This window comes from Planotetraspora mira, assembly GCF_016863275.1.
Lineage (GTDB): Bacteria > Actinomycetota > Actinomycetes > Streptosporangiales > Streptosporangiaceae > Planotetraspora > Planotetraspora mira.
This window is the reverse complement of the sequence record NZ_BOOO01000013.1, coordinates 173,306-195,111: the sequence shown is the minus strand read 5'-3', so window position 1 is coordinate 195,111 and position 21,806 is coordinate 173,306. Positions and strand designations below refer to the sequence as shown.

At 71.0% G+C, this 21,806-nt stretch carries 16 protein-coding genes; 9 read left to right on the top strand and 7 right to left on the bottom strand.

Annotated features, from left to right (window positions below; all coding sequences use genetic code 11):
* Positions 1 to 50: 50 nt before the first annotated feature.
* From Pmi06nite_RS12105 to Pmi06nite_RS12095, 3 genes are all read left to right on the top strand, one after another.
* Positions 51 to 2,231, top strand: a complete 2,181-nt coding sequence (locus tag Pmi06nite_RS12105) for an alpha-ketoacid dehydrogenase subunit alpha/beta (RefSeq protein ID WP_203953014.1) — start codon at positions 51 to 53, stop codon at positions 2,229 to 2,231.
* Between the two features lie 11 nt (positions 2,232 to 2,242).
* On the top strand, positions 2,243 to 3,592 hold the full coding sequence (locus Pmi06nite_RS12100) for a 2-oxo acid dehydrogenase subunit E2 (RefSeq protein WP_203953013.1): 1,350 nt from the start codon (positions 2,243 to 2,245) through the stop codon (positions 3,590 to 3,592).
* Positions 3,593 to 3,726: 134 nt separating this feature from the next.
* Complete coding sequence (locus tag Pmi06nite_RS12095) at positions 3,727 to 4,587, top strand: aldo/keto reductase (protein WP_203953012.1); 861 nt, start codon at positions 3,727 to 3,729, stop codon at positions 4,585 to 4,587.
* Between the two features lie 178 nt (positions 4,588 to 4,765).
* Here Pmi06nite_RS12095 and Pmi06nite_RS12090 read toward each other — a convergent pair whose 3' ends face one another.
* From Pmi06nite_RS12090 to Pmi06nite_RS12080, 3 genes are all read right to left on the bottom strand, one after another.
* On the bottom strand, positions 4,766 to 6,475 hold the full coding sequence (locus Pmi06nite_RS12090) for a glycerol-3-phosphate dehydrogenase/oxidase (protein WP_373317295.1): 1,710 nt from the start codon (positions 6,473 to 6,475) through the stop codon (positions 4,766 to 4,768).
* A 150-nt stretch (positions 6,476 to 6,625) separates the two neighbouring features.
* The gene (gene glpK / locus Pmi06nite_RS12085) at positions 6,626 to 8,134 is read right to left on the bottom strand and encodes a glycerol kinase GlpK (protein ID WP_203953010.1); all 1,509 of its coding nucleotides are present in this window, start codon (positions 8,132 to 8,134) and stop codon (positions 6,626 to 6,628) included.
* A 55-nt stretch (positions 8,135 to 8,189) separates the two neighbouring features.
* The gene (locus tag Pmi06nite_RS12080) at positions 8,190 to 9,029 is read right to left on the bottom strand and encodes an MIP/aquaporin family protein (protein ID WP_203953009.1); all 840 of its coding nucleotides are present in this window, start codon (positions 9,027 to 9,029) and stop codon (positions 8,190 to 8,192) included.
* Positions 9,030 to 9,337: 308 nt separating this feature from the next.
* Between Pmi06nite_RS12080 and Pmi06nite_RS12075 the strand changes: the two genes are divergently transcribed.
* The 3 genes from Pmi06nite_RS12075 to Pmi06nite_RS12065 are packed head-to-tail and all read left to right on the top strand — an operon-like array spanning position 9,338 to position 12,639.
* Positions 9,338 to 10,105 (top strand): IclR family transcriptional regulator, encoded by a 768-nt coding sequence (locus tag Pmi06nite_RS12075; RefSeq protein WP_203953008.1) that lies wholly within the window; start codon positions 9,338 to 9,340, stop codon positions 10,103 to 10,105.
* A 57-nt stretch (positions 10,106 to 10,162) separates the two neighbouring features.
* Positions 10,163 to 11,674, top strand: a complete 1,512-nt coding sequence (gene glpK, locus Pmi06nite_RS12070) for a glycerol kinase GlpK (RefSeq protein ID WP_203953007.1) — start codon at positions 10,163 to 10,165, stop codon at positions 11,672 to 11,674.
* A 2-nt stretch (positions 11,675 to 11,676) separates the two neighbouring features.
* Complete coding sequence (locus Pmi06nite_RS12065; protein WP_239113845.1) at positions 11,677 to 12,639, top strand: aldo/keto reductase; 963 nt, start codon at positions 11,677 to 11,679, stop codon at positions 12,637 to 12,639.
* A 25-nt stretch (positions 12,640 to 12,664) separates the two neighbouring features.
* On the opposite strand, the gene Pmi06nite_RS12060 is transcribed toward Pmi06nite_RS12065, so the two are convergent.
* Positions 12,665 to 13,069 carry a hypothetical protein gene (locus tag Pmi06nite_RS12060; RefSeq protein WP_203953005.1) on the bottom strand — a complete coding sequence of 135 codons (405 nt, stop codon included), beginning with the start codon at positions 13,067 to 13,069 and terminating at the stop codon, positions 12,665 to 12,667.
* Between the two features lie 202 nt (positions 13,070 to 13,271).
* Here Pmi06nite_RS12060 and Pmi06nite_RS12055 point away from each other — a divergent pair, with 202 nt between their 5' ends.
* The gene (locus tag Pmi06nite_RS12055; protein ID WP_203953004.1) at positions 13,272 to 13,694 is read left to right on the top strand and encodes a spore germination protein GerW family protein; all 423 of its coding nucleotides are present in this window, start codon (positions 13,272 to 13,274) and stop codon (positions 13,692 to 13,694) included.
* A gap of 132 nt (positions 13,695 to 13,826) precedes the next feature.
* Positions 13,827 to 16,382 (top strand): glycosyl hydrolase family 18 protein, encoded by a 2,556-nt coding sequence (locus Pmi06nite_RS12050; RefSeq protein ID WP_203953003.1) that lies wholly within the window; start codon positions 13,827 to 13,829, stop codon positions 16,380 to 16,382.
* 42 nt (positions 16,383 to 16,424) lie between these two features.
* On the opposite strand, the gene Pmi06nite_RS12045 is transcribed toward Pmi06nite_RS12050, so the two are convergent.
* Together Pmi06nite_RS12045 and Pmi06nite_RS12040 are read right to left on the bottom strand one after the other, a co-directional pair.
* Positions 16,425 to 17,003 carry a hypothetical protein gene (locus Pmi06nite_RS12045; RefSeq protein WP_203953002.1) on the bottom strand — a complete coding sequence of 193 codons (579 nt, stop codon included), beginning with the start codon at positions 17,001 to 17,003 and terminating at the stop codon, positions 16,425 to 16,427.
* A gap of 3 nt (positions 17,004 to 17,006) precedes the next feature.
* Positions 17,007 to 17,765 carry a bestrophin-like domain gene (locus Pmi06nite_RS12040; protein ID WP_203953001.1) on the bottom strand — a complete coding sequence of 253 codons (759 nt, stop codon included), beginning with the start codon at positions 17,763 to 17,765 and terminating at the stop codon, positions 17,007 to 17,009.
* Between the two features lie 309 nt (positions 17,766 to 18,074).
* Here Pmi06nite_RS12040 and Pmi06nite_RS12035 point away from each other — a divergent pair, with 309 nt between their 5' ends.
* Positions 18,075 to 18,737 carry an SDR family oxidoreductase gene (locus tag Pmi06nite_RS12035; protein WP_203953000.1) on the top strand — a complete coding sequence of 221 codons (663 nt, stop codon included), beginning with the start codon at positions 18,075 to 18,077 and terminating at the stop codon, positions 18,735 to 18,737.
* Between the two features lie 82 nt (positions 18,738 to 18,819).
* Here the strand turns inward: Pmi06nite_RS12035 and Pmi06nite_RS12030 are convergent, their stop codons facing one another.
* A complete protein-coding gene (locus Pmi06nite_RS12030; RefSeq protein ID WP_203952999.1) occupies positions 18,820 to 21,705 on the bottom strand; it encodes a helix-turn-helix transcriptional regulator in 2,886 nt (961 codons plus the stop codon).
* Positions 21,706 to 21,806 lie beyond the last annotated feature (101 nt).

Below are 21,806 nucleotides of genomic sequence, written 5' to 3'. Positions count from 1 at the left end.
TCCACTTTGTGTCACGCTTGACGCCCTGCGAACGATTGCATGGGAGAGTCATGACCGAGCACAACCGGCTCGAACCCGCCGCGCCGTGGGTCGAGATCGTCGCCACAGAAGCCGACTGGGACGCGGCCGAACCGGCTCTGCTCACGTCGATGCTCAGCCAACTCGTGCTGATCAGGACCTTCGAGGAGTACGTCCTCGACCTCGCCCGGGAGGGCCTGGTCCACGGTCCCGCGCACTCGAGCATCGGCCAGGAGGGCGGCGCCGTCGGCTCGATCCTCCCCCTCACCAGCGCCGACACCGTCAACGGCTCCCATCGGGGTCACCACCAGTTCCTCGCCAAGGTGCTCGCCCACGTCGAGCCGAAGGGGATCGACCCCACCAAGGAGTTCTCCGCCGACGTGCGCGCGGTGCTGCTCAAGAGCCTCGCCGAGATCTGCGGCCTCGACCGCGGCTTCAGTCACGGCCGCGGCGGCTCCATGCACCTGCAGTGGAAGGAGGCCGGCGCCATCGGCACGAACGCCATCGTCGGCGGCGGCGTCCCGCTCGCGGCCGGATCCGCCTGGGCGCACCGGCAGGCGGGTACCGACGCGGTGGCGGTGACCTACTTCGGCGACGGCGCCGCCAACATCGGCTCCACGCTCGAGACGCTCAACCTGGCCTCGGCGTGGCACCTGCCTCTGTGCTTCTTCATCGAGAACAACCGCTACGCCGTCTCGACCAACGTCGAGGAGGCCACCGGTGAGCCCCGGCTGTCGGCACGCGGGCCCGGCTTCGGGATCCCCAGCTGGAAGGTCGACGGAATGGATCCACTCGCGGTCCACCTCGCCATGCGGGAGGCGCTCGCCCACATGCGGGACGGCAGGGGCCCGACGGTGATCGAGGCCGACGTCTACCGCTACTTCCACCAGAACGGCCCCTTCCCCGGCAGCGCGTTCGGCTACCGGACCAAGGAAGAGGAGAAGGCCTGGCGCGACCGGGATCCGATCAGGCAGCTCTCCGGCCACCTGGTACGGCGCGGCATCCTCGGCGACGCCGAGATCGACGCCGTCACCGAACGGGCCAAGGCGCTGATGGCCGACCTCGGCGACGTGCTCCTGGAACCCCTTCCCGGCGGGAAGGACGGCCAGCGGCGGATCAAGCCGGACGAGTGGCCCGACCCGGCCTTCGCGGACGTGGGGATCCGCGGTGACCTCGGCGAGTTCGCCGGAGCCAGGATGGCCGACCGCGAGTCGTTCACGGGCGAGGTCGCCGATCAGAAGTTCATCGACGCCGTCGCACGGGTGATGGGGCGCCGGATGGAGACCGACGAGACCGTCGTCGTCATGGGCGAGGACGTGCACCGGCTGGGCGGCGGCACCAACGGCGCCACCCGCGGGCTCAAGCAGGCCTATCCCGACCGGGTCCTCGGCACTCCGATCAGCGAGAACGCCTTCGCCGGCCTCGGCGGCGGGGTCGCGCTCGACGGTCGTTACAAGCCCGTGGTCGAGTTCATGTACGCGGACTTCATGTGGGTCGCCGCCGACCAGCTCTTCAACCAGATCGGCAAGGCCAGGCACATGTTCGGGGGCGACGGCGAGGTCCCCTTCGTGCTCCGCAGCAAGGTCGCGATGGGCACCGGCTATGGCTCGCAACACTCGATGGACCCCGCCGGGATCTTCGCGACCGCGGCGGGCTGGCGCATCGTCGCCCCCTCGACCCCCTTCGACTACGTGGGCCTGATGAACAGCGCGCTGCGGTGCAAGGATCCCGTGGTCGTCCTGGAGCACGTCGACCTCTACGCGTCGTCGGGCGACGGCCCGGTCGACGACCTCGACTACTGCATCCCCGTCGGCAAGGCCGCGGTCCGCCGGTCCGGATCGCAGCTCACCGTCATCTCCTACCTCGCGATGACCAACTACGTCCTGGAGGCCGTCGAGTCCCTCGGCGACGTCGACGCCGAGGTGATCGACCTGCGCTGGCTCGACCGCGCGAGCATCGACTGGGACACCATCGGCGAGAGCATCCGGAAGACCAACCGCGTGCTCATCGCGGAGCAGGGAGCGGTCGGCACGTCGTACGGCGGCTGGCTCGCCGACGAGATACAGCGCCGCTTCTTCGACTGGCTCGACCAGCCGGTCGAGCGGGTGACCGGCAGCGAGGCGTCACCCAGCATCAGCAAGGTCCTCGAGCGTGCGGCCATCGCGAGGACCGAAGAAGTGGCCGCCAAGCTCACCGAGATCACGCGGTACTGAGGGGTCCCGACATGGCCAAGCTCCTGCGCATGCCAGAACTGGCCGCCAACGCGGTCGAGGCCGTCCTCCAGGGATGGCCGCTCCCGGAGGGCACTCCGTACGCCAAGGGCGATGTGATCGCCACCGTCGAGACCGAGAAGGCCGTGGCGGACGTCGAGGCCGACACCGACGGCGTCATCCTGAAGACCCTGGTCCCCGAGGGGGCGGGGGTCGAGGTCGGCTCCCCCATCGCGGTCATCGGCGGACCCGGCGAGAAGGCAGCCGACGTCGACGCCCTGCTCGCCGAGCTCGGCGTGACCTCACCCGGGGCGAGCGCCACCGCATCGGGCTCCCCCGCCGCCAACGACTCCGCGCCGGCGCCCTCCTCCCTCGCCGGCGCGGCCCCCGCTCAGGCACCGGCGGCCGGTACGGCCAACGGGACGAGGAAGGGGAGGGTCTTCTCCAGCCCTCTCGCCCGCCGGATGGCCAAGGAGGCGGGCCTGCCGTACGAGCAGATCACCGGCACGGGCCCGAACGGGCGGATCATCCGCAGGGACGTGGAGGCGGCGATCGCGAGCCGGGACCGGGCCGCGCCGGTCATCGCGGCGCCCCCGGCCGCGGCCCTGACGAGCCCGGCGGCGTCCCCCGCGACGGCGGTGGGCACGCCGACGGCCCCCGTGACGGGCCCGGTGACGGGCACCCCGGCCTTCACCGAGATCCCCCACTCGCGGATCCGCAGGGCCGTCGCCTCACGGCTGACCGAGAGCAAGCAGACGACCCCCCACTTCTACCTGCGCGGGACCGCACGGGTCGACAGGTTGCTGCGCCTGCGGGAGGAGCTGAACGACGGCGCCCCCGTCCGCGTCTCCGTCAACGACCTGGTGATCAAGGCCGTCGCCGGAGCCCACCTGCTGGTCCCGGCGATGAACGTCATCTGGACGCCGGACGCGGTCCGGTCGTTCTCCTCGGTCGACGTGTCGGTGGCGATCGCGACCGAGCGCGGCCTGGTGACGCCGGTGCTCAGGTCCGTGGAGCGGATGACCGTCTCGTCCGTGGCCACGGCCGTCAGGGACTTCGCCGAGCGGGCCAGGACCGGGCGGCTCCGGCAGGACGAGTTGGAGGGCGGCGCGATCAGCGTGACGAACCTCGGCATGTACGGCACCGAGGACTTCGCCGCCATCATCAACCCGCCGCAGGCCGCGATCCTCGCCGTCGGCGCGGCTCGTCAGGAGCCGGTCGTCCAGGACGGCGCGCTCGAGGTCGGCACGGTCATGCGGGTGACGCTCTCGGTGGACCATCGCCCCGTCGACGGCGTGGTCGCCGCCGAGTGGATGCGGGCCTTCCTCTCCCTGGTCGAGAACCCCGTGCGGATCCTCGCCTGATTCGGATGCCGGGGCCCCGGCGCGATACTCCGGATTTCAATCACTAGAGTCGAGCGAGACCCGTCCTCCGCGGGCCGGAGTCACTCCGGCCCGCGGAGGAGCAGAAGAGTACGTGTCGTTTTTGGGGGATTCAGATGCAGACCCGCAACATCGGCGACGTCCAGGTCGGCGCGATCGGCCTCGGCGGCATGCCCATGTCGATCGAAGGACGCCCGGACGAGTCGCGCTCGATCGCGGCCATCCACGCGGCGCTCGACGCAGGCGTGACTCTGATCGACACCGCAGACGCCTACCACATCCACGCGGATGAGGTCGGCCACAACGAGTCCCTGATCGCGCGGGCGCTGGCGAGCTACGGCGGCGACACCTCCGAGGTGCTGGTCGCCACCAAGGGCGGCCACCTCCGCCCGGGCGACGGCTCCTGGACGGTCGACGGATCGCCCGAGCACATCAGGCAGGCCGCGGACGCCTCGCTGAAGCGGCTGGGCGTGGACGTGATCGGGCTCTACCAGTTCCACCGTCCCGACCCGACCGTTCCGTACGAGGACTCCGTCGGCGCGGTCCGCGACCTGCTGGACGCGGGGAAGATCCGCATGGCCGGCATCTCGAACGCGAACCCCGAGCAGATCCGCACGGCGAACGAGATCCTCGGCGGCCGGCTGGTGAGCGTGCAGAACCAGTTCTCCCCCGCCTTCCGCTCGAGCGAGCCCGAGCTGGACCTGTGCGCGGAGATGGGCATCGCCTTCCTGCCGTGGGCCCCGCTCGGCGGCATCTCGCGCGCGGGCGAGCTGGGCTCCCGCTTCGCCCCCTTCGCCGAGGTGGCACAGGAGCACGGCGTCAGCCCGCAGCAGGTCTGCCTGGCGTGGCTGCTGGCCAAGGCCCCGGTCGTGATCCCCATCCCCGGTTCCTCGCGTCCGGAGACGGCCCGCGACTCGGCCGAGGCCGTCGACCTCAAGCTGTCGGCGGACGAGCTCGCCCGGCTGGACGCCAACTGAGCAGGTGAAACCGGTGACCGTATAGGACCGGGCACACGAAAGGGGCCGGCGATCGCACGTGTCGATCGCCGGCCCCTTTGTGATTCCTGCCGGGCCCGCATCACGGTCCCTTCGTGATGCCGGCCGGGCCCGCCCGCCGCCACCGCCGGGACGGCGACCCCGGCGGGTCAGCCCATGATCAGCTCATCGCCTCCGACGGCGTCAGACCGCGCAGCCGTACGGCGTTCGCGGCGGCGTCGTCCGGCTCCCGCCGGGACGCGGTGTCGGCCTGGACATACTGCCGATAATCGTCGATCTCCCTCTTCGTCCGGTCGACGTCCCAGCCGAGGATCGGCGCCAGGAGTTCCGCGATCTCCCCCGCGGCCTCCAGCCCGTGGTCGCGTTCCTCGATGAAGATGCGAGTGCGGCGGACCAGGACGTCCTCCAGGTGCAGCGCGCCCTCGTGCGAGGCCGCGTACACCGCCTCGACCTTGAGGTAGGCCTCCGCGCCCGGAATCGGGTCGCCGAGACCGGGCGCCATCCCGATGATCTCGAGGAGTTCCTCCGTGCGAGAGCCGTACCGGTGCAGGAGGTGCTCCACGCGCCCGACCGGGAGCCCGGCCCGCTCCGCGAGCCGCCTCTTGTTGTTGCGCACGGCCTCGAACCCGGCCGCGCCGATGATCGGGACCCGCTGGGTGATCGACGCGGGTACGGCCTCGCCCAGGTGCCTGACCGCGGCGTCGACGGCGTCCTTGGCCATGATCCGGTAGGTGGTGTACTTTCCGCCTGCGACGACCGTCAGACCGGGGAGCGGCCTGGTCACGGCGTGCTCGCGGGAGAGCTTGACGGTGTTCGCGCCCGACTGCCCGATGAGCGGGCGCAGGCCCACGTAGACGCCCTCGATGTCATCGGTCGTCAGCGGGGTCTTCAGCACGGCGTTGACGTGGTCGAGGATGTAGTCGATGTCCGCGTTGGTCGCGGACGGCTCGGCCTTGTCCAGGTCCCACGCGGTGTCGGTGGTCCCGACGATCCAGTGCGCCCCCCACGGGATGACGAAGAGCACGCTCTTCTCGGTCTTCAGGATGAGCCCCGTGTCGAGCCTGATCCGGTCGCGCGGCACCACTACGTGCACGCCCTTGGACGCGCGTACGGACACTCCCTCGGTGGGCCTCGCCGTCGCGGTGCCCTCCACGCCGGCCAGCCGCTGCAGTTCGTCGGTCCAGACGCCGGTGGCGTTGATCACCTCCCGGGCCCTGACCTCGATCTCGGCACCGCTCTCCAGGTCGCGCACGCGCGCCCCGGTCACCCGGGCGCCCTCGCGGAGGAAGCCGATCACCGGTGTCCTCGTGGTGACGCAGGCCCCGTACTGGGCGGCGGTCCTGGCGACCATCATGGTGAACCGGGCGTCGTCGACCTGCGCGTCGTAGTACTGGATGGATCCGACGAGCGCGTCCTTGCGCAGCGCGGGGGCCTTCTCCAGCGTCCGCCGCAGGCTGAGCTGGCGGTGACGCCGCAGTCCCCAGGACCCGGCGAGCGTGTCGTACAGGGTGATCCCGGCGCCGACGTAGAACCGTTCCCAGACCCGGTGGGTCAGCGGGTAGAGGAAGGAGACCGGCCGGACGAGGTGCGGCGCCAGCCGGGTCACCAGCAGGCCTCGCTCCTTGAGCGCCTCGCGCACCAGCCGGAAGTCGAGCTGTTCCAGGTAGCGCAGGCCACCGTGGATCAGCTTGCTCGACCGGCTGGACGTGCCCGCCGCCAGATCGCGGGCCTCCACAAGGGCGACGGACAGGCCGCGGGAGACCGCGTCGAGCGCGGCTCCCGCCCCCACGACGCCGCCACCCACGACGAGCACGTCGAACTCGTGCTCGCCGAGGGTGCGCAGCGCCGCCGCCCGGTACCGGGGTCCCAGCACCGGCCCGCGAGACGGTCCTGGAGTGGGCTCCAGGGATGGCACGGAAGTCGGCCCCGAATATTCAGACATCGTGTTTCGAGCTCCTCATTGATCGAGGGGAGGTGCCGGGCGGCCGCCTGTCTGACAGGCAGGCGGCCCGGCGACGTTTCACTGGACGTCGACCCAGTCGAGGGTGCGGGTGACGGCCTTCTTCCAGCCGGCGTAGCCGCGCTCGCGCTGCTCGTCGTTCCACTGGCTCTCCCAGCGGCGGGCCTCGTTCCAGTTCTGCTTGAGGTCGTCGGTGGACTGCCAGAAACCGACGGCGAGCCCGGCGGCGTAGGCCGCGCCGAGCGCGGTGGTCTCGGCCACGACCGGCCTCGACACCGGCACGCCGAGGATGTCGGCCTGCATCTGCATGCACAGCTCGTTCGCGGTCACGCCGCCGTCGACGCGCAGCACGTCGAGGACGACTCCGGAGTCCTGCTGCATGGCCTCGACGACGTCGCGGGTCTGGTAGCAGATCGACTCCAGGGTCGCCCGCGCCAGGTGGGCGTTGGTGTTGAACCGCGACAGCCCGACGATCGCGCCGCGGGCGTCCGACCGCCAGTAGGGGGCGAACAGGCCCGAGAAGGCGGGCACGAAGTACACGCCGCCGTTGTCCTCGACCTGCCGGGCCAGCGCCTCACTCTGCGCGGCGCCCGAGATGATCCCGAGCTGGTCGCGCAGCCACTGCACGGCCGAGCCCGTGACCGCGATCGACCCCTCCAGCGCGTAGACCGGCTTGGCGTCGCCGAACTGGTAGCAGACCGTGGTCAGCAGGCCGTTCTGCGAGCGCACCGGCTCGGTGCCGGTGTTCAGCAGCAGGAAGTTGCCGGTGCCGTAGGTGTTCTTGGCGGTGCCGGGCTCGAAGCAGACCTGCCCGACCGTCGCCGCCTGCTGGTCGCCGAGGTCGCCGGACAGCGCCAGCTCCCCGCCCAGCAGGCGGGTGGTGCCGTACAGGTCGGGGTTGGACGACGGCTTGATCTCCGGAAGCATCTGGCGGGGGATGTCGAAGAAGGAGAGCAGCTCGTCGTCCCAGTCGAGCGTTTCCAGGTTCATCAGCATCGTGCGGCTGGCGTTGGTGGGGTCGGTGACGTGCACACCGCCGTCGACGCCGCCCGTGAGGTTCCACAGCAGCCACGTGTCGGTGTTGCCGAAGATCGCGTCACCGCGCTCGGCCGCCTCGCGGACGCCGTCGACGTTCTCGAGGATCCACTGGATCTTGCCGGCCGAGAAGTACGTGGCCGGGGGCAGGCCCGCCTTACGCCGGATGACGTCTCCCTTGCCCTCGCGCTCCAGTGCCGCGGCGATGCGGTCGGTCCGGGTGTCTTGCCAGACGATCGCGTTGTAGTACGGCCGGCCGGTGCGGCGGTCCCACACGACCGCCGTCTCCCGCTGGTTGGTGATGCCGAGCGCGGCGAGGTCGGAGGTGTGCAGATTGGCCACGCGCATCGCGGTGTCGGCGACGGCGCGGGTCCGCTCCCAGATCTCGGTGGGGTTGTGCTCGACCCAGCCCGCCTGGGGAAGGATCTGCTCGTGCTCCAGTTGGTGGCGGGCCACCTCGTTGCCGCCGTGATCGAAGATCATGAAACGGGTGCTCGTCGTGCCCTGGTCGATCGCTCCGACGAAGTCGGCCATCGTTCGTCTGCCTCTCGTGTCGTGGGGTCACACCGATCTAATACCGGGTCGGGAATCAGCGGGCGGCCGTCGCGGCCTCGTAGTCGGCCGGCGGCGGGGTGCGGCCCGGCTCAGGCGCTCCCTCACGCGGCAGGAAGCGGTCGACCAGAAGTTGGTAGAGGCCTGCGCCGATGACGCCGCCGATGAGGGGCGCGACGATCGGCACCCAGAAATAGAGGTCACCGTACTGGTCGCGCCAGGCGGTTCCATACCCCGTCAGGAACGAGGCGAGGCGGGGGCCGAAGTCACGGGCGGGGTTGATCGCGTAACCGGCGTTCGTCCCCCAGGCCATGCCGATCGCCACCACGATCAGGCCGACGATGAACGGCGCCAGGTTGGCGAGCGGGGCGGAGTTGCGGACGTCGGTGACGGCGAGGATCAGGAACAGGAGGATGGCGGTGCCGATGATCTGGTCGCGGAAGCCGCCCCACATGTGGACCGGCAGCGTGCCGTTGCCCGGCAGGGTCGAGAAGACCCCCTGCGTCTTGACGGTGTGCCCGGGGTCGACCTTGGCCAGGACCTCGCTGTAGTTCCATCGCACGATCAGCGCCGCGAGGAACGCGCCGAGGGTCTGCGCCAGGGCGTACGGAAGGACCTTGCGCCAGGAGAACCCTTTGAAGACGGCCAGGGCCACGGTCACCGCGGGGTTGAGATGGGCGCCGCTGACGCGGGACGCCGTGTAGACACCGAGGACGACCGCGAGTCCCCACGCCCATGCGATGCTGTCGTGGTCGCCGATCCCGCCGCCGACGACCTGGGCGACGACGCCCGTGCCGAAGAGGATCAGGATCAGCGTCCCCGCGAACTCGGCCGCCAGCTCGCCCAGCAGCCCTCGGTTTGCGAACCGTTCCGCCATGTCTCCTCCTAAGACCATGTCCGCCTCCAATGACGCGGACGGGCGGTGGTATTGGGACCCCCACAGGGGATGCAACGGGACGTTAAGCTTCGCTGTGAAGTACGTCAACGAATGAGTGTCGGCATTGTCGAACACTGGTCAGGCTCAGTGGTCCGTATTAGGCTCGTTGCGTGACGCAGGCCACTTCATTTCCGTCTATAACGTCCCGGCCGGTCGTTCATCGAAGTAAACCCGGTGAGGTAAAGCCTCACGCCAAGATCTTGCGTCGGCATTGTCGAACGCTTTTCGCCGGAGATACGATCCGCTCCATGCCCGGTCCAGTTCAGTCCATCGAGCGAGCAGCCGCCATCCTGCGCCTGCTCGCCCAGGGGTCAGGGCGGCTCGGCCTCAGCGAGATCGCCAACTCGCTGGGCCTCGCCCGAGGCACGGCGCACGGCATCCTGCGCACGCTCCAGATGGTCGGCTTCGTGGAGCAGGACGAGGCGACCGGCAAGTACCAGCTCGGCGCCGCGTTGCTGCACCTCGGCACCAGCTACCTTGACGTCAACGAGCTGCGGTCCCGCGCGATCAACTGGGCCGACGCGCTCGCGGCCCGCAGCGGCGAGGCCGTGCGGATCGGCACCCATCTGCAGGGCAAGCTCCTCGTGGTGCACCACGTCTTCCGGCCCGACGACACCCTCCAGACGCTGGACGTCGGCGTGCTGCTGCCCATGCACGCGACGGCCATGGGCAAGGTTCTGCTCGCCTACGACGCCAACGCCGCCGCGGCCGTACCCGACGGCGACCTCGAGCCGTTCAGCCGCCGCACGATCCGTACGGCCAAGGAGCTCACCCGCGCCCTGTCCGGCATCCGCGAGGTCGGCTGGGCCGCCGACGTCGAGGAGACGACCGTGGGAGAGGCGAGCGTGGCCGCCCCGATCCGCGGATACGGCGGCCTGGTCGTCGGCGCCATGGGGATCTCCGGGCCTATCGAGCGGCTGTGCGATCCGCACAACCGCCCTCGGCCCGATCTCGTGACCTTCGTACGCGACGCCGCGCGGGCGGTGTCGCGCGATCTCGGAGCCCCTCGCTGGTGATCTCGCTCGGAGAACCCGGTGAAATCCGCTGCCCGCCTGACACGGAGGGAGGACACCGTGGCTGAGCGTTATGTGATGTCCATCGACCAGGGAACGACCTCGACCCGCTGCATCCTCTTCGACCACGGCGGCCGCCTGGTGTCGGTGACGCAGCGCGAGCACAAGCAGCACTTCCCGCGTCCGGGCTGGGTGGAGCACGACGCCACCGAGATCTGGCGCAACCTGGAGCAGATCGGTCCGAAGGCGCTCGCGCAGGCCGGGATCGGCTCCGGGGAGGTGGCCGCCGTCGGCATCGCGAACCAGCGGGAGACGACGGTGTTATGGGACCGCCACACAGGGATCCCCGTCACCCGGGCCGTCGTCTGGCAGGACACCCGCACCGACATGCTGGTGGAGGAGCTGTCCCGCCGCCCCGACGCGTACATCGTCGAGGAACTCTGCGGCCTCCACGTCGCCACCTACTTCTCGGCCCCGACCATCCGCTGGCTGCTCGACCACACCCCCGGCCTGCGGGAGCGTGCCGAGCGGGGCGACGTCCTGTTCGGCACGATGGAGAGCTGGCTCATCTGGAAGCTCACCGGCGGCCCCGACGGGGGCGTGCACGTCACCGACGTGACCAACGCGAGCCGCACGCTCCTGATGAACATAAACACTCTGAGCTGGGACGACACGCTCCTGGACTTCTTCGGTGTGCCCCGCGCCATGTTGCCGGAGATCCGGCCGTCGGCCCAGACGTACGGCGCGGCCACGCGCGTCATGCCCGGCGTGCGCATCGCGGCCGCCCTCGGCGACCAGCAGGCGGCGCTGTTCGGGCAGACCTGCTTCGCCGTCGGCGAGGCCAAGTGCACGTACGGCACGGGCAGCTTCCTGCTGCTCAACACCGGCCATGAGCCCATCCGCTCCACCCACGGCCTGCTGACCACCGTCGGCTACCAGATCGGCGACGAGCCCGCCGTCTACGCGCTGGAGGGGTCCATCGCGATCACCGGGGCACTCGTCCAGTGGTTCCGGGACGGGCTGGGACTCATCGGCACCGCCCCCGAGATCGAGACGATGGCCAGGACCGTCGACGACAACGGCGGCTGCTACATCGTGCCCGCCTTCTCCGGGTTGTTCGCCCCCCACTGGCGCAGCGAGGCGCGCGGCATCATCGTCGGCCTCACCTCCTACATCACCAAGGGGCATCTGGCCCGGGCCGTCCTGGAGGCGACGGGGTGGCAGACCCGCGAGGTCGTCGACGCGATGAACGCCGACTCCGGACTGAACCTGCGGACCCTCAACGTCGACGGCGGCATGACCGCGAACAACCTGCTCATGCAGTTCATCGCCGACGTGCTGAACGTGCCGGTGGTCCGGCCCATGGTCGCCGAGACGGTGTCCCTCGGCGCCGCCTACGCCGCCGGGCTCGCCGTCGGCTACTGGCCCGACCTCGAAGGTCTGCGCCGCAACTGGCACCGCGCCGCCCAGTGGCTGCCGGCCATGGATCCGGCGCTCCGCGCCCGCGAGTACGACAGCTGGCAGCGCGCGGTCGAGCGCACCTTCGACTGGATCAAACCGCACGAGGAATGACCATGCTCGCTGAACATCCGCTCGGCCGTACGAGACTGGGGGTCACCTCGGTCGGCTTCGGCCTGGCCGCGGTCGGCCGCCCGGCCTACATCACGCTCGGCCGCGACGAGGACCTCGGCGAGGACCGGAGCGTGGCCGCGATGCGCGCGCGGAGCTGGGCCGTGCTCGACGCCGCATGGGCCGCGGGAGTGCGCTACTTCGACGCCGCCCGCTCGTACGGCAGGGCGGAGGAGTTCCTCGCCGGCTGGCTGCACGACAGGGGGATCGCCCCGGGCGCCGCGACGATCGGGTCGAAGTGGGGATACGAATACGTCGGCGACTGGCGGGTGGACGCGGAGCGCCACGAGGTCAAGGACCTGTCCGCCGAACGGCTGCACCGCCAGCTCGACGAGACACTCGAACTGCTCGGCGAGCACCTGTCGCTCTACCAGATCCATTCTGCGACCGTGGAGAGTGGAGTGCTCGACGACGATGACGTCCTCGGCTCGTTGAGCACCCTGCGGGCGGAGGGCGTCGCGGTCGGGCTGTCGACCACGGGCCCGCGGCAGGCGGAGACCATCGACCGGGCGGTGGACACCGGGGTCTTCGACACGGTGCAGTCGACCTGGAATCTGCTGGAGCGCTCAGCGGGACCCGCCCTGTCCCGGGCGCACGCGGCCGGGCTCGGCGTGATCGTCAAGGAGGGCGTGGCGAACGGCCGGCTGACGCCCCGCGCGGCGCCCGCGGCACTCGCGGCGGCCGCCCGGGAACAGGGCGTCCCGGCGGACGCGCTGGCGCTCGCCGCCGTGCTCGCGCGGCCGTGGGTCACGACCGTGCTGAGCGGCGCGGCGTCCACGGCCCAACTGCGGGACAACCTGGCGTCCGTCACGGTCCCGTGGGACGACGGGCTGGAAGGGCGACTGGCCGCGATGACCGAGGATCCGGACCTCTACTGGGCCCGGCGCGGCTCGCTGGCCTGGAGCTGAAACGGTTCGGACGATGCCGCGGGCCTCAGTGCGCGTAGCCCGTGCCGGCGTCATCCGTTCCCGATCCGTCGAAGCCGAAGTCATCGGACGAACTGGACCCGTCGGAATCGTCGGAGGACCACGACGACGCGTGCTGGTGGCCTTTGATGTCTAGGATGAGCGTCTGGCTTCCGGGCACAGTGCCGTCGGCCGGCGGCCACACGACCACGACGTCCTGTGGCGTGGGCGCGTGGAGCGCGGCCGCGTCGGGGAAGGTCGGCATGGGGTCGTCGATCCAGGCGAGCTGCGACAACACACCCCGGACGGGACCGGACGCGGCCTCCGGCGCGGAGACGACGCCCTGCGCGTCCACGGCCGGGGCCGGGTCGGCGGATGTTCCAGAACCCGTGGCAAGCAGGACGCCGGCCACGATGACGGCACAGAAAGGCATGATCTTCCCCCAACGCTAATAACAGTACGAGATCGACAGTAAGCACCACAGACCGCATGATCTACGACCAGTCGATCAACGTCCGGTCAAACATTCCCGGGGTGATCCGCACGCCCCCGGCGGTGCCGGAGAAGGGCGCTCTTCCGCGGGAACGCGCCACCGACGACCATGGGGGCGCGGGTCCTACGAAGGGAGTCAAGCCATGGAGGTCATGAAACTGATCTCGCGGATCCACGACAACGTGACGGTTCAACGGGTCTTCGGGGAGCCGATCACCGTGGACGGCGTGACGGTCATCCCGGTCGCCAGGATCGCCGCAGGTGGCGGAGGAGGCGGGGGCGCCGGCCCGAGCGCGCTTCCCGGCGATCCCGTCACGGACGGGGAGCATGCGGGCGATCGGCACGCCGAGGGGGCGGGGGCGGGCTTCGGCCTGGCCGCGACCCCGGCGGGCGTCTACGTCATCAAGGAGGGCAAGGTCCGCTGGGAGCCGGCTCTCGACGTCAACCGCCTCGTGGTCGGGGGGCAGATCGTCGCGGTCGTGGCCCTGCTCACTCTGTGGGCGATCGTCCGCGGCAGGGCCAGGGCACGCGCGGGCACCCACGGTGTGACGCGTCGCGGTCGCTGATCTCGCCGGCCGGCGCCGCCTCCCGCCGTACAGGCGGAGGCGGCGCTCTGTTTTGGGCCTTGCCTGGAGAAGGAGCCGGGATTACGATCCGCGCAATTGTTAGGAAACTTTCCTGTAAGGAAGTGCTTCCACATGCGCCGATTAGCCGCCGTGTTGTCGGTAATCGTCCTGGCGATCGCCCTGGCCTCCCCCGCCTCCGCCGCCGACCGCCTGATCGCCACCTTCACCCTGAACGGCACCCAGGGGAAGTTCGTGGTGAGCAACCCGGGCGCCTCCGCGATCAGCAGCTGGTCGATCGAGTTCGACCTGCCGGCCGGGGTGACCGTGAGCAACGCCCAGAACGCGACGACCTCGCAGGCCGGGACCCATGTCACGTTGACCCCCGCCTTCTACATCGACACCGTCCGGGCGAACGGGAACACCGAGCCGTACAGCCCCACGTTCACCCTCAGCGCGGCGGCCCAGCCGGCCGGCTGCACCATCGACGGCGCCCGCTGTGACGGCACCGGCGATCCCGCTCCCCCGCCGGCCCCGCTCACGGCGACGTACTCGGCCAACGGCACTCAGGCGAAGTTCGTGGTGAAGAACAACTCCGGCGCCGCCCTCAACGGCTGGTCGATCACCTTCGAACTGCCCGCGGGCGTCACCGCGAGCGCGGCGCAGAACGGCACGCTGAGCCAGACAGGCCGTCAGGTGACGCTGAACCCCGCCTTCTACAACACCACGGTGGCGGCCCACGGTTCGACCGAGCCGTACAGCCCGGCGTTCACGCTCAGTTCCGCGGCGCAGGCCACGAATTGCCGGGTCAACGACGCGAAGTGCGACGGTTCGGCGGACTCGCCGCCCGGGGCGCCGGCGAACATGCGCTCACCCGTCAAGACCACCAGGACCGTCTCCCTGGCCTGGGACGCCGCGACCCCGGGGAGCCTGCCGATCACCGGCTACGAGGTCTACAACGGCGCGGCCCTCGCCATGACGGTGGCCGGGACCTCCACCACGGTCACGGGACTGTCCCCGAACACGGCCTACTCCTTCACCGTCAAGGCGAGGGACCGCAAGGGCGGTCTGTCCGCCGCGAGCGCCGCACTGGCCGTCCGGACGAACAACCCGGCCGACGACACCCAGCCGCCGACGGCTCCGGCGAACCTGCGCAGCACCGGGACGACGTCGTCGACGGTCGCGCTCGCGTGGAACGCCTCGACCGACGACAAGGGCGTCGCGGGCTACGACGTCTACGTGGGCGGCACGCTCACCACGACCGTGGCCGGCACCACCACCACGGTGTCCGGGCTGTCGCCGTCCACCCAGTACACCTTCCAGGTCCGCGCCCGCGACCTGTACGACAACACCTCGGCGCCGAGCAACACCGTGACGGCCTCCACCGGCGACATCATCGGCAGCGGGTACGCCCGGGTGGGCTACTTCGTGCAGTGGGGCATCTACGGCAGGCAGTACTTCGTCCGCAACCTCGACACCACGGGCGCGGCGGCGAAGCTGACCCACCTCAACTACGCCTTCGCCAACATCGACCCGGTCAACCTGACCTGCCTGAACGGTGTCACCAAGGGCACCACGGCCAACCCGCAGGATCCCAACCAGGGTGACGGCTCGGGCGACGCCGACGCCGACTACGGCAGGCCGATGAGCGCGGCGCAGTCCGTCGACGGGGTCGGCGACACCGGCTGGGAGGCGCTGCGCGGCAACTTCAACCAGCTGCGCAAGCTCAAGGCCAAGTACCCGAACCTGAAGGTGCTCATCTCGATCGGCGGGTGGACCTACTCCAAGTACTTCTCCGATGTGGCGGCCACCGACGCGTCCCGCAGGAAGTTCGTCAGCTCGTGCATCGACATGTACATCAAGGGCAACCTGCCGGTGTACAACAGCGCGGGCGGGCCGGGCAGCGCGGCCGGGATCTTCGACGGCATCGACCTCGACTGGGAGTGGCCAGGCTCGGACGGCCATCCGGGCAACCACGTCAGCCCGAACGACAAGGCGAACAACACCCTTCTGATCGCCGAGTTCCGCAGGCAACTCGACGCCCTGACCACGGAGACGGGCAAGCGCTACCAGCTCACCGCCTTCACCCCGGCCGACCCGGCGAAGATCGCGGCGGGATGGGACCTGCCACAGGTCGCCAAGTCCCTGGACATCTTCAACATCCAGGGCTACGACTTCCACGGCGCCGGAAGCGACAATTCGTGGGAGCCCGGCAGGACGGGGCACCAGGGCAACCTCTACGCCGACGCCGACGATCCGTACTCGTTCCATTTCAGTGTGGAGAACGCGGTGAACTCCTACCTCCAGGCCGGAGTGAACCCACGCAAACTCACCATCGGCCTCGCCTACTACGGGCGGGGCTGGCAGGGCGTCGCCGACGGCGGAAGGTCCGGCGAGTGGCAGGCGGCGGGCGGAGCGGCTCCCGGACAGTTCGCCGAGGAGGCCGGTACCCGCGGGTACTCGAACCTGGTGTCCGGCGTGCCCGGCTGCACCGTACGGCATGACGAGCAGGCGGTCGCCACTTACTGCTTCACCGGAAACGGCGGCCAGTGGTGGAGTTTCGACGACGCCTGGTCGATCGGCCGCAAGACCGCGTGGCTGAAGAGCAAGGGGCTGCTCGGCGCGATGATCTGGGAGATGTCCGGAGACACCGGATCCCTGACCACCGCTCTCGACGCCGGCCTGAAATAGCGCCACACCGGGGCCGGCTCCTCGCTCGAAGGCGGCCCCGGCTCAGCGGAAGGCCGCGAACGCCACTCCCGCCGCGGTGGCGATCACCGTGGAGAAGATGACGAGAACCATGATCGTGCCGAGCGGGTTGCGGTGCCGCCGTGCGGGGGCGGCCAGCGGCGTGCGCACGGGGTAGGCGGAGGTGACCGTCGAAGGCTCCGGCCGGGGGGACGGCGGCTTGGGCGTCGGCGTTCGCTGCCGCACGGCAGGCAGCGGCGGCGGGGGCGCGGGCCTGGCGAGTGCGGGGGCGGGGGCGGACACCCGCCGTGTCGGTGAGGGGGAAGGGGAGGGCCGCGGGGGCGGGGGGTCCGGCGACGGCTGAGGCTCCGAGCGGGCGCACGGGGGCTGCGCCAGGATGCCGACCTCGGCCTTCAGCCGGACCAGTGTGTGGAGATCGACGCAGACGCCGATGCCCAGACCGCCGTTGTCCGGAGGCTGCGGCCCCACCTTCACCTTGACGTCGGCCCGCACCAGAGGGGCCGGTGGAGGTTCGGCCACGGCCGGCAGGGCCACCCCGGCGGCCACGAGCGTGAAGCCCGCGACGGTGCCGCCCGCCACCGCGAGCATCCGTGTGAAGCCCATGGGTCACCGACTCTCGGGGATTCGCTGGAACTCCTGCAGCGCGCTCGCGAAGGCGTCCGGCGTGACCGCCAGCCCACCGGTGAACACGCGTGAGATGTCCCAGGCCAGGTAGATGCCGACTCCCAGCATCACCGCCATGGCCAGCATCGGCACGAGGGCGAGTCCGCGAGGCCGCGCGCCCGCCAGGAACGGGAAGACCACGACCACGACGCCCGTCACGATCGTCAGCAGCATCACCCCGGCGGGAGGTGTGGCCTTGGCGTCGGCCGCCCTCTGGCGGCGGGCGGCCGACAGGTCCGCCAACCGGTCGAGGGCCGCGCCCTTGGCCCCCCGCGCGTCGTCGTCGGTCACGTTGAGCGCCGCCACCTGGGTGCGCAGGGAGTCCAGACGCCACGAGCCCTCGGGGCTGAGCCGGCCCGACGCCATGAGCGGCCACTCACGGTCGAGCACGAAGCCGACGTAGTCACGCAGCCCCGCCTGCACCTCGGCGCCGCCCGGGGCCGGCAGCGCGGCCGCGGACCAGTAGGCCTCCACCGCCGCCTGGGACTCGGTATAGGTGTTCTGCCTGGCGGAGTCGACGGTCGTCCACGGCACGACGATCGCGATGGCGAACACGAGCAGGAACAGGGAGGAGAGCATCGCCCCCGCGTGCCCCGAGGAGGTCTCGTCCCCCGTCTTCCCCCGGGCCAGCTTCCGGAACAGGAAGGCGGACCCGGCCACGAGGCCGACCGCCGCCACCACGGCGAATGCGCAGACGAGCATTGACCATCCCCATAGACGAGTTCAGCCGGCAGGCCGGAGGCTTTCCCGATCACTTTGCGTTACATGACTACCACATGAAGTGACGTTGAGGCTCGCCTTACCGCAAAGATCGGACGCGCGGTTCGGGGTGGTTCGGGGTGATATTTGAGGAGATGGTCGCCACCCTCTATGGAAATGAGACCGAGGTGGTGTCTGCGCTCCCGCCTCGCGCCCTCCTGGTCTCGGCGGCCGTCTGATTTCCCGGCGGCGGCACCGCCACCACGTTCCCCGCCGGGTACATCCATCAGTGCGTCGACGGAGGTGATCCACATGCGCGTGGTGATCGCGGGCGGGCACGGCAAGATCGCTCTGCGGCTGGAACGGCTGCTCGCCGAGCGCGACGACGCCCCCGTCGGCCTGATCCGCGACCCGGCCCAGGCCGACGACCTCAGGTCGGCCGGCGCCGAACCCGTGCTCTGCGACCTGGAACGGGCCGGGGTCGGCGAGGTCGCGGAGATCGTCCTGGGCGCCGGCGCCGTGGTGTTCGCGGCGGGCGCGGGTCCCGGCAGCGGGGCCGCGCGCAAGCAGACGGTCGACAGGGACGCTTCGGTCCTCCTGGCTGACGCCGCCGAACACGCGGGGGTGCCGCGGTTCATCCAGATCTCCACGATGGGCGGCGGTTCTCCACGCACGCGCGGGTCGGGTGAGTCGTGGAGCGCGTACATCACGGCGAAGGCCGCGGCCGAGGAGGACCTCAGGTCCCGTGAGCTCAGCTGGACCATCCTGCGTCCCGGGCGCCTGACCGACGAGCCGGGATCCGGGCTCGTCACGCTGGCGGACCCGCCGCTCCCCTACGGCGAGGTGTCACGCGACGACGTGGCATCGGTGATCGCGGCGCTGCTCGACCGACCGGAGACCCGGCACCGCACGCTGGAGCTCATCGGCGGAGGCGTTCCCATCGACCAGGCCATCCGCCTGCTGGTCTTCCGCTGATCCGTCTGGCACCGGCCCGCCGTCCACCGGCTCGTCAGCGGGGGACGTGGACGTCCTTCGCCGGCCCGCGACAGCCGGCCGGTCAGCGGGGACGCGGACGGCGGGCGCGGTCGGGGGACGACGGCGTCGGGACCTCGTTCTCCTCCGGTGCGAGCTCGGCGGCGAGTCTCGCCAGCTCGACCCGCGAGCCGATGCCGAGCTTGCGGAAGACCTGCCGTAGGTGGAACGACACGGTGTGCGGTGACAGGAACATCCGGGTGGCGACCTGACGGTTGGTCAGCCCGTGGGCCACGAGGGAGGCGACCGTGCCCTCCGTCTCGGTGAGACTGCCCCAACCGGTCGACGGCCGCTCGCTGTAGGTCCAGTGCCTCCGCCGCACCCCCAGCTGGCGGAGCCGGGCTCGCACGCGGGCGACGTCACGGAGGGCGCCGACCCGCTCGTAGCCCTCCAGCGACTGCTCCAGGCAGAGGACGGCGGCGTCGGTGTCGGGCGCGCCCGCCGTGCTCCCCAGCAGGGCGCCGAGGTCCTCCGACGCGGAGGCCCGGCTCCATGGATCCCGGTAGGAGGCCGCGGCCCGGGAGAGCCTGGCGGAGTCCCCGTCGAGGAGCCCTCGTGCGTGGTCCGCCGCCGCGGCGAGAACCGGGAAACCCGGGTTGTCGCGCTTGAGGCGCTCGGCGGCTTCGACGACCTCTTCCGCGGTCTCGCGGTCGCCGGTCATCAGCGCGATCCGGGTCATCCAGGCCGCGGAGGGGGGCTCCACGACGAGCAGCCACATGCGCCTTGTGCGGTCGGCGCTCTCGAGCATCTCCTTCGCCGCCCCCGGCCCCCCCGTGGCCTCGGCGAACAGGGCCAGGGCCCACAGTCCCCACAGGGAACCGAACCTCAGGCCGAGCGCGGCCTGCTCGGAGCGGTAACTCTCGATGTGGCGGGTCGCCGCCGCGATGTCACCGGTGCGCACGGCGACGATGGCGAGCACGGCATAGCCGAACAACTCGAACGCGTGCGTGCCGAACTCTTCGGCGAGGGAGAGGCCGGTCTGCGCCTCGACGGAGGCGTCGTCCATCCGGCCGGCGACGAGCCGCAGGCGGGCACGGAAGAACGCCGGGTTCGCGGCGTAGGGAGTGTGGCCCTCCCCGCGGACCTCCTCCTCCGCGGCCTGGATGTTCGTCTCGGCCTCCTCCACCCGCTGCATGCACGTGAGGATCCGGGCCAGCAGCAGCCGGGGATGGGTCAGGCGAGCCGAGATCGATCCCTCACTCGCGATGACGACGGCCTCCCGGAGCTGGTCGAGCCCCGCCTCGACGTGCCCGTCGAGGAAGTTGAGGTGCCCCAGCAGCAGGAGCGCGCCGACCCTGGCGTCAGAAGACCTGACGGGGTCGGCGAGGACGGCCACTGCCCGCTCCTCGCCGCGCTTGAACTCGTTCAGCGCGATCAGTGCCTTGAACCAGGAGAGCTCGACGACGCCGGACAGGTCCGGGGGGAGGTCGGGCTGGGCGAGGGCGATCTCCGCCTCCGCCAGGGACTCGCCCGGCTGGCCGCCGAGCAGCATGATGATCGCGAGCTTGCACCGCAGTTCCACGGACTTCGCGTCGGGCAGCGTGGCCAGGGCCTCGCGAACGAGATCGGCCGCCTCGGCGAGCCGTCCGGTGACGGTGAGGGCGTCGACGGCCGCCGCCGTGCGCGCCAACCGGTGGGAATCGTCGTCAGGAGTGAGCTCCAGCGCCCGGAGGGCGAGGTCGGCCGCGGTCTGCGGGGAGGCGCAGAGCACCTCGCGAGCCGCCCTGTCGAGACCGTCGAGCGCCCGGGTGTCGCCGGGGCGGGCGCTGTGCACGAGGTGGGCGGCTGCCGGGACGGTGCTTCCTCCCCTGTTGAGCAGCATCTCGCCCGCCTGCCGGCGCAACGCCAGGCGCACCGGAGGGAGGACGGCGTCCGTCACGGCCTGGCGCAGGAGGTCGTGGCGGAACGCCAGCAGATCACCCGACGGCACCAGGACGCCCGCGGCCGTCGCCTCCTCGAGTGCGGGCAGCAGGCGGCTCGCCGGCTCACCGAGCATCTCGGCCAGATCATGGACGGCGAACGAGCGGCCGAGGATCGCCGCGACCTGGAGCATGTGGCGGGTGGTCGCCGACAGCCCGTCCAGGCGCTTGCGCGTGATCGCCCGGACCCAGGGCAACTCCGCCCACGCCAGCCGCGCGTGGCCCCCGTCGATCTGGACCGCGCCCTCCTCGTTGATCTTTCCGAGCAGCTCGACCAGCAGGAACGGATTGCCGCCCGTCGCGCCGGATAGCGCGAGGACGTCCGGTCCCGGGGACGCCTGCAGGACATCCTCGACGATCTGCGCAACGGCGTCGTCCGTGAGCGGGCCCAGCCGGACCGGCGTGGCGCCGTCGCGTTCCAGCGCCTCGAACAGCCGGTCCAGGCGAGGAGGGTCGTCGCCCGACCCCCTGGCGAGGGCGAGCATCCACACCAGCGGATAGCTCGCGAGATCCGCCGCCAGCGTCCTGAGGGCCAGCATGGTCGTGGAGTCCGCCCAGTGGAGGTCGTCGAGGGTGACCAGCACGGGGCCCTGGGCCGCCCGGCCCTCCAGCCGTGATCGAAGTTGCTCGGTCATCAGCAGGCGGAGATCGAGGACGTCGGAGACGGCCATCCCCGTGAGCAGCGCGTGCGGCGACTCCCCCAGGGCCGATATCAGCGGCATCAGGGGCATCATCTGGCTCAGCTCATCGGCCGTGCCCCGCAGGACGGCGAAGCCGGTGTGTTCCGCCACCTCGGCCGCCTCGTGCAGGAGCCGGCTCTTCCCCATGCCCATCTGGCCTTCGACGAGCAGGACGCCACCCCGGCCCTCCGCCGCGGCCCGCAGGGCCCGGGCCACCGCGGCCCATTCCCGCTCCCGGCCACGCCAGCCTGGCCTCGACGACGACTTGAAGTCGGCCGCGGACCCCGAGTCGTGCGAGGACGAGCCTCCCATGAAGTCATGACACCACTTCTCCCGCCGGCGCCTGCAAGTGGGGGCCATGGCAGCGGCTCCGCGGCGCCTTGGGGCGCAAGCTACGCGGACGTGCGATGTGG

Excerpts from the sequence above, each read along its gene's own strand:
- Pmi06nite_RS12045 (WP_203953002.1), bottom strand. The coding sequence starts at position 17,003 with ATGGGCTTCACACGGATGCTCGCGGTGGCGGGCGGCACCGTCGCGGGC.
- Pmi06nite_RS12105 (WP_203953014.1), top strand. The coding sequence starts at position 51 with ATGACCGAGCACAACCGGCTCGAACCCGCCGCGCCGTGGGTCGAGATC.
- Pmi06nite_RS12030 (WP_203952999.1), bottom strand. The coding sequence starts at position 21,705 with ATGGGAGGCTCGTCCTCGCACGACTCGGGGTCCGCGGCCGACTTCAAG.
- Pmi06nite_RS12035 (WP_203953000.1), top strand. The coding sequence starts at position 18,075 with ATGCGCGTGGTGATCGCGGGCGGGCACGGCAAGATCGCTCTGCGGCTG.
- Pmi06nite_RS12050 (WP_203953003.1), top strand. The coding sequence starts at position 13,827 with ATGCGCCGATTAGCCGCCGTGTTGTCGGTAATCGTCCTGGCGATCGCC.
- Pmi06nite_RS12095 (WP_203953012.1), top strand. The coding sequence starts at position 3,727 with ATGCAGACCCGCAACATCGGCGACGTCCAGGTCGGCGCGATCGGCCTC.
- Pmi06nite_RS12075 (WP_203953008.1), top strand. The coding sequence starts at position 9,338 with ATGCCCGGTCCAGTTCAGTCCATCGAGCGAGCAGCCGCCATCCTGCGC.
- Pmi06nite_RS12065 (WP_239113845.1), top strand. The coding sequence starts at position 11,677 with ATGCTCGCTGAACATCCGCTCGGCCGTACGAGACTGGGGGTCACCTCG.
- Pmi06nite_RS12080 (WP_203953009.1), bottom strand. The coding sequence starts at position 9,029 with ATGGCGGAACGGTTCGCAAACCGAGGGCTGCTGGGCGAGCTGGCGGCC.
- Pmi06nite_RS12060 (WP_203953005.1), bottom strand. The coding sequence starts at position 13,069 with ATGCCTTTCTGTGCCGTCATCGTGGCCGGCGTCCTGCTTGCCACGGGT.
- Pmi06nite_RS12040 (WP_203953001.1), bottom strand. The coding sequence starts at position 17,765 with ATGCTCGTCTGCGCATTCGCCGTGGTGGCGGCGGTCGGCCTCGTGGCC.
- glpK (WP_203953010.1), bottom strand. The coding sequence starts at position 8,134 with ATGGCCGACTTCGTCGGAGCGATCGACCAGGGCACGACGAGCACCCGT.
- Pmi06nite_RS12055 (WP_203953004.1), top strand. The coding sequence starts at position 13,272 with ATGGAGGTCATGAAACTGATCTCGCGGATCCACGACAACGTGACGGTT.
- Pmi06nite_RS12100 (WP_203953013.1), top strand. The coding sequence starts at position 2,243 with ATGGCCAAGCTCCTGCGCATGCCAGAACTGGCCGCCAACGCGGTCGAG.